Source organism: Methanoplanus sp. FWC-SCC4, from assembly GCF_032878975.1.
In the GTDB taxonomy this organism is placed as follows: domain Archaea; phylum Halobacteriota; class Methanomicrobia; order Methanomicrobiales; family Methanomicrobiaceae; genus Methanochimaera; species Methanochimaera problematica.
The window spans coordinates 1825929-1841252 of the sequence record NZ_CP043875.1; the positions used below are offsets into that span (position 1 = coordinate 1825929).

General features: G+C 42.2%; 11 protein-coding genes, 1 tRNA gene and 1 pseudogene. 10 read left to right on the forward strand and 3 right to left on the reverse strand.

From position 1 onward, the window contains the following. Positions 1-367: 367 nt before the first annotated feature. Complete coding sequence (gene serA, locus F1737_RS09295) at positions 368-1954, reverse strand: phosphoglycerate dehydrogenase (RefSeq protein WP_317136307.1); 1587 nt, start codon at positions 1952-1954, stop codon at positions 368-370. Positions 1955-2154: 200 nt separating this feature from the next. Here serA and ppsA point away from each other — a divergent pair, with 200 nt between their 5' ends. From ppsA to F1737_RS09325, 6 genes and pseudogenes are all read left to right on the forward strand, one after another. Beyond that, entirely contained in the window at positions 2155-4428 is a 2274-nt protein-coding gene (gene ppsA, locus F1737_RS09300) for a phosphoenolpyruvate synthase (protein ID WP_317136308.1), read from the forward strand. Between the two features lie 17 nt (positions 4429-4445). Further along, positions 4446-5537 (forward strand): tyrosine decarboxylase MfnA, encoded by a 1092-nt coding sequence (gene mfnA, locus F1737_RS09305; RefSeq protein ID WP_317136309.1) that lies wholly within the window; start codon positions 4446-4448, stop codon positions 5535-5537. Continuing rightward, positions 5538-6090 (forward strand): annotated as a pseudogene (gene hpt / locus F1737_RS09310) (hypoxanthine/guanine phosphoribosyltransferase). Further along, positions 6068-7015: a diphthamide biosynthesis enzyme Dph2 gene (dph2, locus tag F1737_RS09315; protein ID WP_317136310.1), complete on the forward strand. Its 948-nt coding sequence runs from the start codon at positions 6068-6070 to the stop codon at positions 7013-7015. Before hpt ends, dph2 begins: the two are co-directional and overlap by 23 nt. 128 nt (positions 7016-7143) lie before the next feature. After that, complete coding sequence (locus tag F1737_RS09320; RefSeq protein ID WP_317136311.1) at positions 7144-7635, forward strand: METTL5 family protein; 492 nt, start codon at positions 7144-7146, stop codon at positions 7633-7635. A 10-nt stretch (positions 7636-7645) separates the two neighbouring features. Beyond that, entirely contained in the window at positions 7646-8827 is a 1182-nt protein-coding gene (locus tag F1737_RS09325) for an MFS transporter (protein WP_317136312.1), read from the forward strand. Between the two features lie 118 nt (positions 8828-8945). On the opposite strand, the gene F1737_RS09330 is transcribed toward F1737_RS09325, so the two are convergent. Continuing rightward, positions 8946-10229: a HEAT repeat domain-containing protein gene (locus F1737_RS09330; protein WP_317136313.1), complete on the reverse strand. Its 1284-nt coding sequence runs from the start codon at positions 10227-10229 to the stop codon at positions 8946-8948. A 235-nt stretch (positions 10230-10464) separates the two neighbouring features. Here F1737_RS09330 and F1737_RS09335 point away from each other — a divergent pair, with 235 nt between their 5' ends. From F1737_RS09335 to F1737_RS09350, 4 genes are all read left to right on the forward strand, one after another. Next, positions 10465-11580 carry a PAS domain-containing protein gene (locus tag F1737_RS09335; RefSeq protein ID WP_317136314.1) on the forward strand — a complete coding sequence of 372 codons (1116 nt, stop codon included), beginning with the start codon at positions 10465-10467 and terminating at the stop codon, positions 11578-11580. A 15-nt stretch (positions 11581-11595) separates the two neighbouring features. Further along, entirely contained in the window at positions 11596-12141 is a 546-nt protein-coding gene (locus tag F1737_RS09340; protein WP_317136315.1) for a DUF7504 family protein, read from the forward strand. 111 nt (positions 12142-12252) lie between these two features. Next, positions 12253-12903 (forward strand): NAD(P)H:quinone oxidoreductase, encoded by a 651-nt coding sequence (gene wrbA / locus F1737_RS09345; protein ID WP_317136316.1) that lies wholly within the window; start codon positions 12253-12255, stop codon positions 12901-12903. A 267-nt stretch (positions 12904-13170) separates the two neighbouring features. After that, positions 13171-14943, forward strand: coding sequence for a DUF2254 family protein (locus F1737_RS09350; protein WP_456301632.1), 1773 nt, complete (start codon positions 13171-13173; stop codon positions 14941-14943). 89 nt (positions 14944-15032) lie between these two features. Here F1737_RS09350 and F1737_RS09355 read toward each other — a convergent pair. After that, positions 15033-15108: transfer RNA gene (locus F1737_RS09355), tRNA-Gln, on the reverse strand. Between the last annotated feature and the right edge of the window lie 216 nt (positions 15109-15324).

Sequence of the window (15324 nt, forward strand, 5' to 3'; positions counted from 1 at the left end):
TGGACAAAATCAGGGATTTCAGAGCAGATCTCCATACAGACAAAGAAGAGGTTGCAAATAGCGTCAAAAGAGAGGCAAAATTAAAATTCAAAGAATATACAGAGAAATAAAAATCATCAGAAAAGGCATGACTGAATGATATTTACCATTGCCGGCTATCCGTTGTCGCTGTAAATATGAAAATGAATTTACAGACATCAAAGGAAACCAAAGGGTGGATTTATTGCATGAAGAGAAGAACCACTATTCGTTAATCTTTAATTACGGATGAATTTCCTTAAAAAATATCATTTAAAACGGAAAAAATAGAAATATTTTTTGGGATTTTTTAATATTTCCCGTTGTTTGTCAGCATTTAATTTCTGATTTAGATATGAGCATATTTTGCTGTGAAAACGCCTTCAATCTTCAGGATTTCATCCATTGCTTCCTGAGGAACAGCAGAATCCACATTCAAAACCATGATTGCTTCTTCACCGGGCTTGTTTCTTCCAACCTGCATTCCTGCAATGTTGATATTGTGCTGACCGGTTATTGTTGCAAACCTGCCGATTACACCAGGAACATCATGGTGGCGTGAAATAATCACATCCCCGCCTGGAGTCATATCAGTCATGTATTCGCCGATTTTAACGATTCTGATCTTTTCAGGTGATGAAACATTTCCGCTTACACTCTCAGCCATCTTGTCTGTTGTGATCTTTATTGTGACAAGATTTGCAAATCCTTCGGATTCCTTTGTGATTGTTTCTGAGACTTTGATACCGCGTTCTTTTGCGGCAAACTCAGCGTTTACAATGTTGACAGGAGTCTGGAGAATAGGATCAAGAATGCCCTTTAAGGCAAGCCTTGTGACATACTTTGAACCGCGTCCGAGATCAGCAGCTTTTCCGCCGTATTCAATCTCAACGGATTCAATCCTTCCTTCAACAAGCTGAATCAGAAGTTTTCCCATCTTCTGTGCAAGTCTTGCATACGGCTCGATCCTGTCCTGCTGGTCAGGAGGAACCATAGGTGCGTTTACCACAAACTTTGCAGAGCCGCCCTTTAATACCTCTATGCACTGCTTTGCAACCGAAACAGCAACATTCTGCTGTGCCTCGACTGTTGAAGCACCAAGGTGAGGTGTTGTAATGACCTGGTCAAGTGTGACAATCTTTGAGCTGTGCGGAGGCTCTTCCTCGTACACATCAAGTGCCGCACCTGCGACCTTTCCTGCCACGATTGCATCGTAGAGGTCATCCTCATTGATAATTCCACCACGTGCACAGTTAATAATTCTGACTCCGTCCTTCATTTTAGAGATTGAATCGGAATTGATCATGTGGCGTGTCTCTTTAATGAGAGGTGTGTGCACTGTAATGAAGTTGGCAACAGGAATAAGCTCTTCAAGTGTCTTTACCTCAACACCAAGCTCCTTTGCCCTTTCAACATTAATGTAAGGATCATATGCAACAACCTTCATCTCAAGTGCATTTGCACGCTTTGCAAGTTCCTGTCCGATTCTTCCAAATCCGACAATTCCCAGAACCTTCTCGTTTAACTCAACACCCATAAATGCAGAGCGCTTCCACTCACCCTTCTTAACAGACGCTGTCGCCTGTGGAATATTGCGGGAAAGGGACATCATCATTGCAAGAGTGTGCTCACATGCCGCAAGAGTATTTCCGGCAGGAGCATTTGCAACAATAATTCCGCGCTTTGTTGCCGCATCAAGATCAATATTGTCCACACCGGCACCGGCACGCCCGATGAATTTGAGTTTGTCTGCTGCCTCAATCACCTTTGCAGTGACCTGAGTTCCGCTTCTGACCAAAAGGCCGTCATATTCGCCGATAATCTTGATGATCTCGTCTTCATCAAGTCCGGTCTTAACATCTACTTCGCAAAAACCGCGAAGAATATCCACTCCCTCTTCTGCAAGAGGGTCGCTAACAAGCACTTTATAGCTCACGTAAAAGTCCCCGTATTCATTTGAGCATAAGAGCTATTCATTGTTTTTACAACATTACCCAAAATTAATGTATTTTGTCAGACATTTTCATCCTGACATCATTAAAAAAAACCCTTCAGGTACGGACACTTTTGACAAACATAATTTAGACTAATAGTAATAGATAGTACACAACCTTATACAACAGGTGGTTTTTTAGCATGAGTAATATGCCAGACATTCTGTGGCTTGCAGATATCAAAAAAGAAGATATACCTTCAGTTGGTGGAAAAGGAGCATCACTTGGTGAAATGACATCAGTCGGACTCCCTGTCCCTCCGGCATTTGTTGTGACAGCACAGGCATTCCGCCGTTTCCTTATCGAGAGCGGAATCGAAGATGAACTCTTCGAAAAGCTCGAAGAACTCGATGTTGATGATGCCGAAAAACTTGAGGCAACAGCACAGGAAGTCATGCGCTTTGTAAGAGCGGCAAAGATGCCCGACACAATAAAAGAGAACATCCTCGCGTCTTACAAGGACATGGGCGACAACACCGTGGTTGCAGTCCGTTCAAGTGCAACAGCCGAAGACCTGCCCGATGCAAGTTTTGCCGGCCAGCAGGAGACATACCTTAACATAAAAGGGGAAAAGGCACTTCTCCAGGCTATTCAGGACTGCTGGGCATCCCTCTATGGTGCACGCGCCATTTACTACCGTGCAAAGCAGGGATTTGACGACCGCAGTGTTGATATTGCAGTAGTTGTCCAGAAACTTGTTTATTCCGAAAAGGCAGGCGTTATGTTCTCCTCACACCCCGTTACCGGAGAGTCAACAACAATAATCGAAGGGTCCTGGGGTCTTGGTGAAGCAGTAGTATCAGGAATCGTTTCACCGGACAACTATGTGTTTGACCAGAAATCAAAACACGTGGTAGACCGCTACATCGCAAACAAGGTTGTTGAAATCATCCCTGACGGTGAACACGGAACAAAGGAAATTGAGGTTTCAAAAGACAGACAGGACGCACCTGTGCTTTCTGATGAAATGATTGCAAAGCTGGCAAAATATGCAAAGATTGCAGAAGACCACTATGAAAACCCGCAGGATGTCGAATGGGGAATTGTCGGCGACACAATATACATTCTCCAGTCACGTCCGATCACCACCATAAACAACAATACATCAAAAGGAGCTGTGAAAGTGGAAGGAGGAGAGAATATTCTTCTTGAAGGACAGGGTGCATCACCTGGTATCGCAACCGGAGCAGTTGTAATCGTAAACACGATTAAGGATCTTGCAAAGGTTAAGGAAGGCAACATCATGGTTGCAAAGATGACCAACCCTGACATGGTGCCTGCAATGAGAAAATCCGCTGCAATCATCACTGACGAGGGAGGTATGACCTGCCACGCCGCAATTGTCAGCCGTGAACTTGGAACACCGGCCGCAGTCGGAACAAAGAAGGCAACAACCATTCTTAAAGAAGGTCAGATTGTAACAATCGACGGAGAAAAGGGTCTTGTCTTTGAAGGCAGCATTTCAAGAAAACAGGAGGCACAAACACCTCAGGCAGTCACAGGAGGATTTGCTCCTGCACCAATCATCACTGCAACAAGCATAAAAGTCAACGTCTCACTCCCTGAAGCTGCAAAGCGTGCGGCTGCAACAGGTGCAGACGGTGTAGGACTTTTAAGAATCGAACACCTGATCTTAGGCCTTGGTAAAACTCCTGGATGGTTCATCAGAAACAAAAAAGAGGATGAATTCATAAACGAGCTTTACACAGGCATAAAAACAGTAATGGACGAATTCAACGGAAAGCCTGTATGGGTAAGAACTCTTGACGCACCGACCGATGAGTTCAGAAACATGAAGGGCGGAGAGGATGAGCCGGATGAGCACAACCCGATGCTCGGATGGAGAGGTATCCGTCGTGATCTCCAGAGCAGGGATCAGTTCAGGCTTCAGGTTGAGGCATTCAAAAAACTCTGGGATGCAGGATACGACAATCTCGGAATTATGTTCCCGCTTGTAGGACACCCTGACGAGTTCATCGCAGCAAAGGAGATGATGAGAGAGTTTGGTGTGGATGTGGATAACAGAACTCTCGGTATTATGATTGAGATCCCAAGCAGTGCAATACTTGTTGAAGACTTCATAAAGGCAGGAATCAACTTTGCATCATTTGGAACAAACGATCTTATCCAGTACACTCTTGCAATCGACAGAAACAACCAGAATGTTGCAGAGATGTACAATCCAAAACACCCTGCAGTCTTAAAACTCATCAAATACGCAATCGAACGCTGCCGCATGGGAGGAGTCGAGTGTTCAATCTGCGGCCAGGCAGGAAGCGATCCTGAAATGGTCAAATGGCTAATTGAAACCGGCATCACAAGCGTTTCCGCAAATATCGATGCAGTACCAAAAATCCGTGAAACAGCAGCAAAAACAGAGCTTAAAATGATTCTGGATGCTGCAAGAAGAAACTAAAAAAGTGAATTTTAATTATGCATAAAAAGGGTTGTTCTGAAGAAGAACTCTTCTCTTTTCTCTCTTCAGTCAAGGAAAACGACAGAGCCTACAACAAAGTTCTAAGCTCGATGTGCACAATTCCCCACCCCGTTGCCGTCCGTGCCCACAATATGTTTATTGAAACAAACCTCGGAGACCCGGGTCTTTTCATGGGCACAGCCTCAATTGAGGAGATGCTTGTTGAAAGGCTGGGAACACTTCTCCACCACAAAAAGGCATGCGGATATTCAACATCGGGAGGGACAGAATCAAATATTCAGGCATTAAGGATTGCAAGAAAACTCGGCAATTCAAAATGCCCTAATGTAGTTGTTCCGGAATCCGCTCATTTCTCCTTTGATAAGGCGGCTGATATTCTTGCAATGGAGATTCGGACAGTCCCTTCGGATGACAAATTCAGAATGGATGCGGAAAAAATTGAGGAGAAGATAGACAAAAACACCGTCTGCCTCGTCGGAGTTGCAGGCACAACAGAATACGGTGTAGTTGACCCGATTGAAGCCCTTTCTGACATCGCATCTGACAGGGATATTTTCCTCCATGTTGACGCTGCATTCGGAGGTCTTGTTCTCCCCTTTGTCCCGCACACATCAAAGTTTGACTTTGAACTCGCCGGTGTGTCGAGTCTTTCCGTAGACCCCCATAAGATGGGTATGTCAACAATTCCAGCAGGGTGTCTTCTTGTCAGGGATCCTTCATACTTTCACTCAACCGAGGTTGACACCCCCTATCTGACTGTTCAAAAGGAGTGCACACTCTGTGGCACAAGACCCGGAGCCTCAGTTGCAGGCGCCCTTGCAGTACTTGATTTCCTCGGAGAAGAGGGAATGGCAAAGATCGTTGATTCATGCATGGAAAACACCCGGAGAATCATAAAGGGAATGGAAAATGCAGGGTACCCTGTTGCAACAATGCCTGAGGTAAACGTCGCATCATTCTGCTGTGATGAAACACCAAAAGGCTGGCAGGTCTCAAGAACAAGGCTCGGCCATATGAGAACAGTGTGCATGCCGCACGTTACCAAAGACACAATTGACGAATTTTTAACAGCAATCGGAGAAATGTAAATGTTTGACAGACTTGTAAATTCACTTGAAACATGCCCCATCGTAAAGAGGGGAGAATACAATTATTTCATACACCCAATAAGCGACGGAGTCCCTGTAATTGACCCGGCACTCTTACGTGAGGTAGCAACCCTTATGATCAGAAACCTTGATCTAAAGGACGTTGACAAAATCGTTGTCGCAGAGGCGATGGGGATTCACATAGGAGTGGCTCTCTCCTTTTATGACAGATATCCCGATGACAATCATCAGAAAACGCGAATACAAACTCCCGGGAGAAATTGCACTCCACCAGACAACCGGATACTCAAAAGGCGAGCTCTACTTAAACAGCATTAAGGAAGGCGAAAAGGTTGTTGTAATCGATGACGTGTTCTCAACAGGCGGAACAATGAAGGCAATCCTGAAGGGACTTGAGCAGAAAGGCGCTGATGTGAAGGATGTTTTAGTCGTCATTAAACGAGGCGAGTGTGATATCGGCAGGGACTACAAGTTCCTTGTCGAGATTGAAGTTACGGAATCCGGAGTAAATGTCCTCAAAACCAACTTCTGATATTTTTTTAAGGCTTGAAAAAACAGGAGCTAAAAAAGTCGCCCTCCAGTTTCCAGAGGGCCTCAAAAGGAAAGCCTGCTCTTTTGCCACAGATTTAAGAGAACGCGGATATGAAGTTATAATTTCAGGCGAACCATGCTGGGGTGCATGCGACCTTGATCTTGATCTCTTAAAAGATGCCGACATCCTGATCCACTACGGTCATGCACCGGTTGACAGCCGTGAGGATGTTTTGTATGAATATCTCAGGAGAGATATCGATATTGAAGCATTAGAAGAAGTCCTGCCACACCTGACAAAAAAAGAGGTAGGGCTTGTGACAACGATTCAGCATGTCCATCAGCTCCCTGAGATCAAAGAATTTCTAAAAAAACACGGCATAACAGGTCTGATTGCAAAGGGCAGCGAAAGAACCCCGTATGACGGCCAGGTCCTTGGATGCACGTTTGAGTCGGCAAAAAACACAGGGGCAGATGAGATACTGTTCATAGGAACAGGCGTTTTTCATCCGCTCGGAGTTCGGCTTGCAACAAAAAAGCGTGTGGTGGCATTTGACCCGTACACGAAAAAAGCAGAGATTGTTGATGCCTCTAAACTTTTAAGGCAGAGATTTGCAAGGATTGAAAAGGCTAAAGAAGCCGAATCCTTTGGAATCATTGTCAGCAAAAAGTCAGGCCAGAAAAGACTTGATATTGCAAAAAGGCTTGAGAGCCTCTCTGATAAGGCTTTCATTGTATTCATTCATGAAGTGACACCGGATGCCCTTTTAAATCTCGGTTTTGACGCATACGTAAATACAGCATGCCCCCGTCTTGCATATGACGATCAGGCAAGATTTCCAAAACCCATGCTCTCACCGCAGGAGTTTGAAATCGTCTGCGGTGTTCGTGACTGGGAAGATTACGAGATAGACCAGATTATCTAAAAAATTAGGATGTGTAAAACCTGAAACTCAGACAGCTTGAGATAAAGCTTGAAAGCCTCGAGGGATTTGAAAAACCGGATGTCTCACTTGAGCAGTACAAAACTCCCGCTGTTGTTGCGGCAAGACTTTTGTTCCATGCCTTCATGAAAGGGGATATTGAAGGTCTCAGTGTATATGACCCGGGATGCGGCACAGGCGTTTTGTCAGTCGGCGCATCTCTACTAAAGGCCGATTATGTTCTCGGAGTAGACATTGACAGATCGGCAATAGAAATTGCTGAGAGGAATGCAAAAAAGCTTCATGCCGATGTGGAATTTCAGGTTGCAGACATCAATACATTTGAATGCACACCCTTTGACACCGTTGTCATGAATCCGCCTTTTGGTGCACAGAACAAATATGCCGACAGGCCTTTTATTGACGCTGCCTTAAGATGCGGGGATGTTGTCTATGGTATATTCAACAAAGGCTCACTGAAATTTTTAGAGTCATACACAAAGGGCAGGGCTGAAATTGACGAGACCATATCATGCAGTTTCCCGATGAAACACACATATGCCCATCATACAAGGGAGTGCGTCGATATAGAGGTTGAAATAGTCAGGATGATAAAAATATAAACGATATTCAATGGAAGAGAAAGTTAGGTCAATTCTGGGCCTGTCATCCGCACACCTTGTTAATGATATATATTCACCTGTTCTTCCTGCAATTCTTCCGCTTTTAATCATTCAAAACGGATATTCATATTTTCTTGCAGGACTTTTAGTAACCGTTTACAATCTCTCCTCTTCCTTTACGCAGCCTGTTATCGGATGGCTGTATGATAATAAAAACATAAAAATTCCGGTTACAGTGGCAATTCTTTTTTCCGCCTTTTTTATGTCGTTTGTGGGGCTTGTCCAGAGTAATTATTATATGATTCTGCTCTTTGCAGTAGGAGCAGCTCTCGGACATGCATTCTTTCACCCCGGAGCCCTTGGGCTTGTAAGCCGTCTTGCAGAAGGAAAGGACAGAGGAAAACTTACATCGCTTTTTGTTGTAGGCGGAAACCTAGGTTTTGCAATCGGCCCGCTTCTTGCAGGATCTGCTGTTGCCCTTTTCGGACTAAAAGGCCTTGTACTTCTCTTCATCCCGGGATTGCTGACTGCTCTTATGCTTAAGAGGATACTCTCGCCCGTATCTTTGCCGGAAAACCGGAATTGTGATGAAAAAAGCAAAAGCCCGGATGAAAATAAAAAGTTTCCGTATCTGCCTGTATCCCTCCTTGTGATAGCATCGGCATTTCGCTCGTGGGTAATTTTTGCATCGATTGCATACCTTCCGACATTCCTTCACAGCCAGGGATTCTCACTTGTGACTGCAAATATAATCACTTCAATGATGCTCATCGCAGGTGTAATCGGCCAGGTTGTCGGGGCAGGCCTGTCTGACAGGTATGGAAGAAAGGAGTACACGCTTTTTGGACTTATTGCATCAATTCCTGCATTCTTCCTCTTCCTTGGAACAAAAGGTTTAGTGTCGGTTCTTGCACTGTTTGCATTTGGCTATCTGCTCTGGTCGACATTCTCGGTAACGATTGCAATGTCGCACGAACTTGCACCAAAGGGAACCGGAACTGTATCCGGTCTGATGCTCGGATTTGCCGTAGGGGCAGGGGGTCTTGGTGTTGCCATCACAGGATATATTGCAGACCTGACATCAGTTATTGAGGCACTTTCATACCTGATTATCCCGATTGTGATTGCAATCGCACTCTTTATAATCGTCCCGTACCCGTGGAAGATTATCGGAAAAAAGCATAAGTTATAAAAGAAATTCAGTTATTTGTCCGGGGATTTATCCGGACCATCAATCATATTTCAGGTTCTTTTTTTGGATTTTTTAAAACCGGAAATCACGGTTTTAGAAACGCAACACAAGAAATGGTTTATTCATTCAGGTAATCCTCAACAATTTTCCGAATCTCGGCATTGGGATCTTTTCCTGCAACCTTTATCGCCTCATATGCAGCAGGAGTGCCGATCATGCTGAGGGATTCAATTACCCTTTCCCTGACTTCAGGATCTTTTTCATTGGTGTAAAGTGATAACAGATCAATGACTGCCTTGTCATCTCCGATTCTCCCGAGTGCAGTCACAGCCGCAAGCCGGACCCCCCTGAATTCATCAAAAAGAACATCGCAGAGGAGATCCGATACACTCCTGTCCCCTATTCTTCCAAGTGATTTGGCAGCCTCCTTTCTGACATAGTGGTTTTCATCAGCGAGAAGAGCCGCAATCTGATTGATTCCCTCCCTGTAACCGATTATCCTTAAGGCTGCAAGACTTCCGGCACGTATCTTCCATCTTTTGTCAAACAGAGAATCCAGAAGTGAATCAGTTGCCGGCATTCCAATCTTTGCAAGTGCCTGTACGCATGCATTGTGAACTTTCTTTGAAGGATCGTTCATTGTCTCAATTAAGCTGCCGACAGCATCCACAGACTGAAAAATGCCCAGGATTTTTGCTGAATTCTCTCTTATCGGAAGTGAATCGCTTAAAAGACCGTCTATTAGATATGGTTCGGCCTGGATACCAACCGCCTCAATTGAGAGGCATGTCTTTGCAATGATATCCTTTTCATTTACACGTAAAGATTCAATTAATGCAATTATTCTCTCAGGGGGAATTTCAGCCGTTTTTTCGGCACCGGGAACTGAAACTTCCAAAACAGGCTGGTGTAAAACAGTTTTGGATACCGGGGCGGTGCTTATTAGATCTGCTTTTTGATTTTCTTCCCTTAAAAGTCCGTCAATATTTTTTATTGGTTTATCCGCAGTTCTTTTTTCACCTGCATAACGTATACGCGGGATTACCAGTATCGCAAAATAAACCCACATATAAATAAAGGAAGTAAAAATGGTGAACATCAGGTCGAGACTCCAGCCTCTTAAAATAAAACCTGTACACAAAAACGCAAATATTACCAGGAATATGAACACATGTGCTATTTTCTGCTTGGGATACCAAAGAGCGGTCAGAACAAGCGGTATGTACATAAGATGCGGAGTCATTCTTGCAAGAATGTATCCCATTTCACCGCTTAAAGGGGAAAAGGCAAAAACCGCAAGGATACCGACCAGCAAAAAATATGCAGCGAGTATATAGACCTGCAGAAAACCCGAACTACGCGTATCATCAGGTATTTCCTGATGAAAGTCACTGATTTTCATTTAACTTCCATATCCTCAGAATTAGAGATTTTTATTCTGTCTTCACCAAAAGCCGGCATAAATATTATCCTGATAATGCAATAAACAGTCTGCCATATTATCTGATATAAGTACTTATGAATATATCATTTTAATCAGGCCTAATTATTAATTTTGAAAATTGTTACTGACAAAACAGTTTTTAACACCAAAAATCAATTCAGAATATAGAAGCTGAAATTATAAGCAGACATTTTTGAGTGGGATATCAGCAGGAGTCAGCGATGTCCTCAAAAAACCAGTAATCCCGATATATTTTCCTGACTGGAATGGTGAAATAATGACTTTATCAAAAAGTATTGAAGAACTAAGGGAGTGGGCAAAAAATCAGAGGCAAAGCCCCGACACAATATGGCAGATGACCTACAATGCAATTGAAGACCCGGTATTTCTTTTGACACATGAAGGTGAAATACTGCTTGCAAATGAAGCTTCGGCAAAACTTCTCGGCATGTCTGTTGAAGAGATACTTGACAGTCATCACTGTTATGAGATTGTTCACAAAACAACCGCTTTCATTGAAGGGTGTCCATTTGTAAAAGCGATGGACTCCAAAAAGAGAGAGAGCTACAAGCTTAAAATGGATGAAAAATGGTACCTTGTAGCTGTTGATCCAATAAATGATGAAAACGGGAATGTTATCGGTGCAATCCACATTATTACCGATATTGATGATTTAATCAAAACAACTGCCAGAAAAGCCCATTTGGGAGAGATCATTGAAAACACCCTTGATGCCATATTTAGTGCAACAGGGAATGGAAAAATCGATTTCTGGAATAAGAGTGCAGCGGCTCTTTTTGGATATACGGAAGAAGAGATTTTAGGAGAGGATATCGGTATTCTGATGCCTGAAAACAGGAAAGATGAATACAAAAAAGTTTTTGAGGAAATCGTCTCCGGCATCGCTCTTGAAAGATATGAAACAATAATTCTCAAAAAAGACGGAACAAAGATGGAGGTTTTGATGAATGCACAGCCGGTATATGACGAGAGAAAGATAATAAAAGGTGCCTCCTTCATGCTTCACGATCTAACCCCGCAAAGAAAAACGGAAAGAGAGCTTTTAGCATATGTAACGGAGAGTGCACTGAGGCTTAAAAAACCGGTTGAAATAATCAAAAACAATCTTGATGATATTAGCAGACTTTTAGAGAAGGGCGATATCGGCATTGAAGAGACAAAGTTGCTCCTTTCAGTTCAGGCATCAAACGCTGAGAAGGTTATTGAAAATTTAAAAGACCTGAATACGGCGGTTGTTGAAAAACAAAAGGGAATTCCGAATATATATATGGAATTTTTATCAAAGTGAGAGGTGTTTTCAATCATGGATTTCTCGATTCCTGCTAACGGCGATTCGCTCATAATTCTGTATTTGTCAGATCCACGTGAGGTCAGGGCGAGCAACACAAAAATCATTCAAAAGGCAGAAGAGGCAGGCTATAATATAATCGTGTTAACCACCAATTTCCCGGCAACAGTGCTTGAAAAGATATACAACAAAAACGGAATAGACCATGACAATATTTATTTCATCGACTCCATCACAAGATATTCTATCGGGGGAAATCCGGGAAAGGATGAACATCATGTATACACTGCAAGCCCTTCCGATCTGACCGGACTCTCAATTGCACTATCGGAATGCATTAATCAGGTAAAAGGTGATAAGACTTTCATACTTTTGGATTCGATAAGCACGATGCTGATTTATCTGCCGTCTGACAAGATTTCAAAGTTTGTTCACCAGACCGTGAGCAGACTCCGTCAGACTGAAGACAGCGGTGCTATTCTTGCAGTTGACGGTGGTCTTGATCCAATGCTTTTTGCCCAGATGAGTTCTTTTGTAGACGAAGTTGTCGGACCGGAATAAAATAATACATATTTTCCATTTTTGTGCCGTATCTGAGGTTTTCAAAAGTTCCGGGTCAATGCTATATACTATCAGATACATCGGATTTTCTAATGACGGGGGATATCTGATTTGGGTCCTAAAATTTTTGTTGTGTACTATTCGATGACAGGGCATATGCACAAACTTGCCGAGGCTGTTTGTGAGGGTATACGGGATGCCGGGTGCACTCCGCGGATGTACAGGGTGCCGGAGACTCTGCCGGAAGAGGTTTTGGTTATGACGGGTGCAAAAGCATTTCAGGAGGATTTTTTAAAAATTCCCGAGATTAAACGGGATGAACTCTCCAGAGCAGATGCTGTCATATTCGGAACCCCGACACGGTTTGGGAATATGTGCGGGCAGATGAGGCAGTTTCTGGATTCAACAGGCGGTCTGTGGAAGACAGGCGGCCTTACTGGGAAGGTGGGTTCCGTGTTTACCTCTTCTGCCACACAGCACGGCGGACAGGAGTCAACCATATTAACAACGCAGATCACTCTTCAGCACCACGGGATGATTATTGCAGGCCTTCCGTATCTTTTTGAAGGGCAGTCAAAAATGGATGAGATTACAGGGTGTTCACCATACGGTGCATCAACGATTACAGGCAGTGCAGGAGAGAGGATGCCTTCAGAAAACGAGCTTTCAGGTGCACGGACACAAGGTAGATATGTGGCGGAGATTGCAAAGGCACTTGCACCAAAGCGGGATGAGATACTTAAGATTTTTTCGTCCTGTTAGGTTTTTTTCTCTTTTTTTACGTAACCGGGGGATTCCAGGAGATTTTACGAATTCTTTCAGTTCTGATTATATTTATAGGGGATTTTTTGCAGGTAATGTTCAAAAAAACCTTAAAAATACATTTTCATTACGGATAAATAAAAAAGAAATTATTTAACTAAAAACCCGAAATTAAACATAATGGAAGCAGGACAAGGCGAACTGGATAAATATATAAATGAAATATCCGCCTTTTTTTCCGGTTATCGTTCCCTGTTAAAATCATGGATGACCTGTTCATTGAAATATGCAGTTCTTTTTGTATTTGTCGGCGCTCTGGTTTTTCTTATCTTCGGAGTCACTGGTTTTTCACAAACAAATATCGATAACGCAAGATACATGTTAAGTGCTCTCGTTCAGGGGCAGGCAGCGATAATATCCATAGTAATTACCCTGACACTTGTTGCAGTCCAACTGAGTGCAGGTTCATATTCACCGCGTGTGATTGACATAATGAAAAAGAATCCTGATATGTGGATTCTTCTTTTCATTTACGCTGTTCTCATATGTTACGGGCTTTTCATCCTCAAGTCACTGGAAATATCGTTTTATGAGATTTCTGTCGGAACTGGGGTCTTTTCATATGGAACTGTAAACAGCAGTCCTGCTTTTTTAGGCCTCTCTTTTGAGGAACTTGTATATTTTGCATATGTTTCAGGGGTTTTTTCAGTATTCGCATTGATTCCCTATATGTTAAGCACCATTTCACTTCTGAAACCTGAAACAATAATTGAGAAACTTGCAGATGAGATAAATGAATCTAATATCCTAAATGAGAACAAAAGCCCTTTTCAACCGGTTTTTGATATAATTCATTCCGCAATCGCAAAATATGATATTACCACTACAAGAGCCGGACTTAATGCAGTGGAAAAACGCGTTGAGGCTATAATGAATCAGGCCGGTGAAAACAGGAGTAATGAAATATCTAAAATATTCTGCTCTTATCTTGAGAGGTGTGCTGTTGCCGCCATCAATAATGATGATGAGGAAATTGTAGGTTTTCTCGCACATACGGCAGGAAATTTTGGAGTTTTTGCAGCTGAGAGGGGATTTGAAGACGCGATATCGAACTTATCAGATGTACTTCAAAATATTGGTGTGAAATCCGCAGATAAGGGTCTTAAAGATGCAACATTAAAAGTAATAACTACAATCCGCATTGTTGGACTGGAATCTGCAAAAAAAGAGTTTAAAAACTCAACGGCAGAGTTATTACTTGCTCTTGAAAATATCAGCGAATCCACATACTTATGTCTTGCAGAGGTAACAAACAGAATAATACTTTCAATTGGAAAGATTGGAATGTTATCGATAGCGAAGACCCTCACATTAGCAGCATCAGAAGTAGTATTTGCACTTGAAAATATCGCAATCAAATCTATAGAAAATGAAAATGAAGATGCAACATCAAATGCAATATATATTCTCAAAATAATTGGGGAGATATCTGCCAAAGAAGGACTTGAAGATGAAACATCAGATGTAATAAATGCGCTTCGAAATATTGGCGAATCATCTGGAAAGATGGGTTTTGAATTAGGGACAACAAATGCAGTATTATCAATTCTGGAGATCTATGAAAAAACAACCAATGAAAAGGATCTTTCCAAGGTACCCACATTAGTATCAAATGCATTCGCATATATTCATGAAATGACTACTGGTTTGAAACTTGAGAAAACAGAATTAATTGTAAAATATGTAATTGCAAATGTGTCTCATAAAACTGCTCAAAAAGAGCTTGAATATACAACATCAAAAGCTGTAAATGCTTTATTGAAAATAAGTATTACGTCCAGAAAAATTTCTGAAAACATATATAATTACTATATTTTTGCAGAATTTCTGGCAAAGATGAGAGCCAGTACAGGAGAAATTGTTCAAGATGCAATTGACAAATACGAATCAGAAATTTCTGAAAATGAGAAAAAATCATTCAGTCTATTCATTTTAATATATGAAAACGAATATGAGATGTTGACTAAATATAATTTATGAGTGACTGGAATATTCCTGTAAACAAAATCTCTTAGAAAAACTTCATTTCAGATCTTTAAAACAAAAATAACCACACTTTTTAATTAAAATGGTACCCCTGGGCGGATTCGAACCGCCGTTTCCGGCTCCAAAGGCCGGAATGATTGACCGCTACACTACAGGAGTCCTCAAGAACTGGATTATAGTATTTCTTTTATGACTTAAAATTTCTTCTCATACATCACTCATCAGCGTATGGATTATCACAACTGACAAAATGAATTACAGGTGGATAAGGCCGCTGATTTTAAACATGAAAGGAAGAGTGAATTAAAAGTTAAAATCCTGAAGCGGAATTTTTTAAAATTATTTTGGTAACATGCAAATAATCGATGAATACAA

What these genes read in the sequence shown, in the direction of transcription:
- ppsA (WP_317136308.1), top strand. Translation starts at nt 2,155, where the DNA reads ATGAGTAATATGCCAGACATTCTGTGGCTTGCAGATATCAAAAAAGAA.
- mfnA (WP_317136309.1), top strand. Translation starts at nt 4,446, where the DNA reads ATGCATAAAAAGGGTTGTTCTGAAGAAGAACTCTTCTCTTTTCTCTCT.
- dph2 (WP_317136310.1), top strand. Translation starts at nt 6,068, where the DNA reads ATGTCCTCAAAACCAACTTCTGATATTTTTTTAAGGCTTGAAAAAACA.
- F1737_RS09325 (WP_317136312.1), top strand. Translation starts at nt 7,646, where the DNA reads ATGGAAGAGAAAGTTAGGTCAATTCTGGGCCTGTCATCCGCACACCTT.
- F1737_RS09330 (WP_317136313.1), bottom strand. Translation starts at nt 10,229, where the DNA reads ATGAAAATCAGTGACTTTCATCAGGAAATACCTGATGATACGCGTAGT.
- F1737_RS09340 (WP_317136315.1), top strand. Translation starts at nt 11,596, where the DNA reads ATGGATTTCTCGATTCCTGCTAACGGCGATTCGCTCATAATTCTGTAT.
- F1737_RS09350 (WP_456301632.1), top strand. Translation starts at nt 13,171, where the DNA reads ATGACCTGTTCATTGAAATATGCAGTTCTTTTTGTATTTGTCGGCGCT.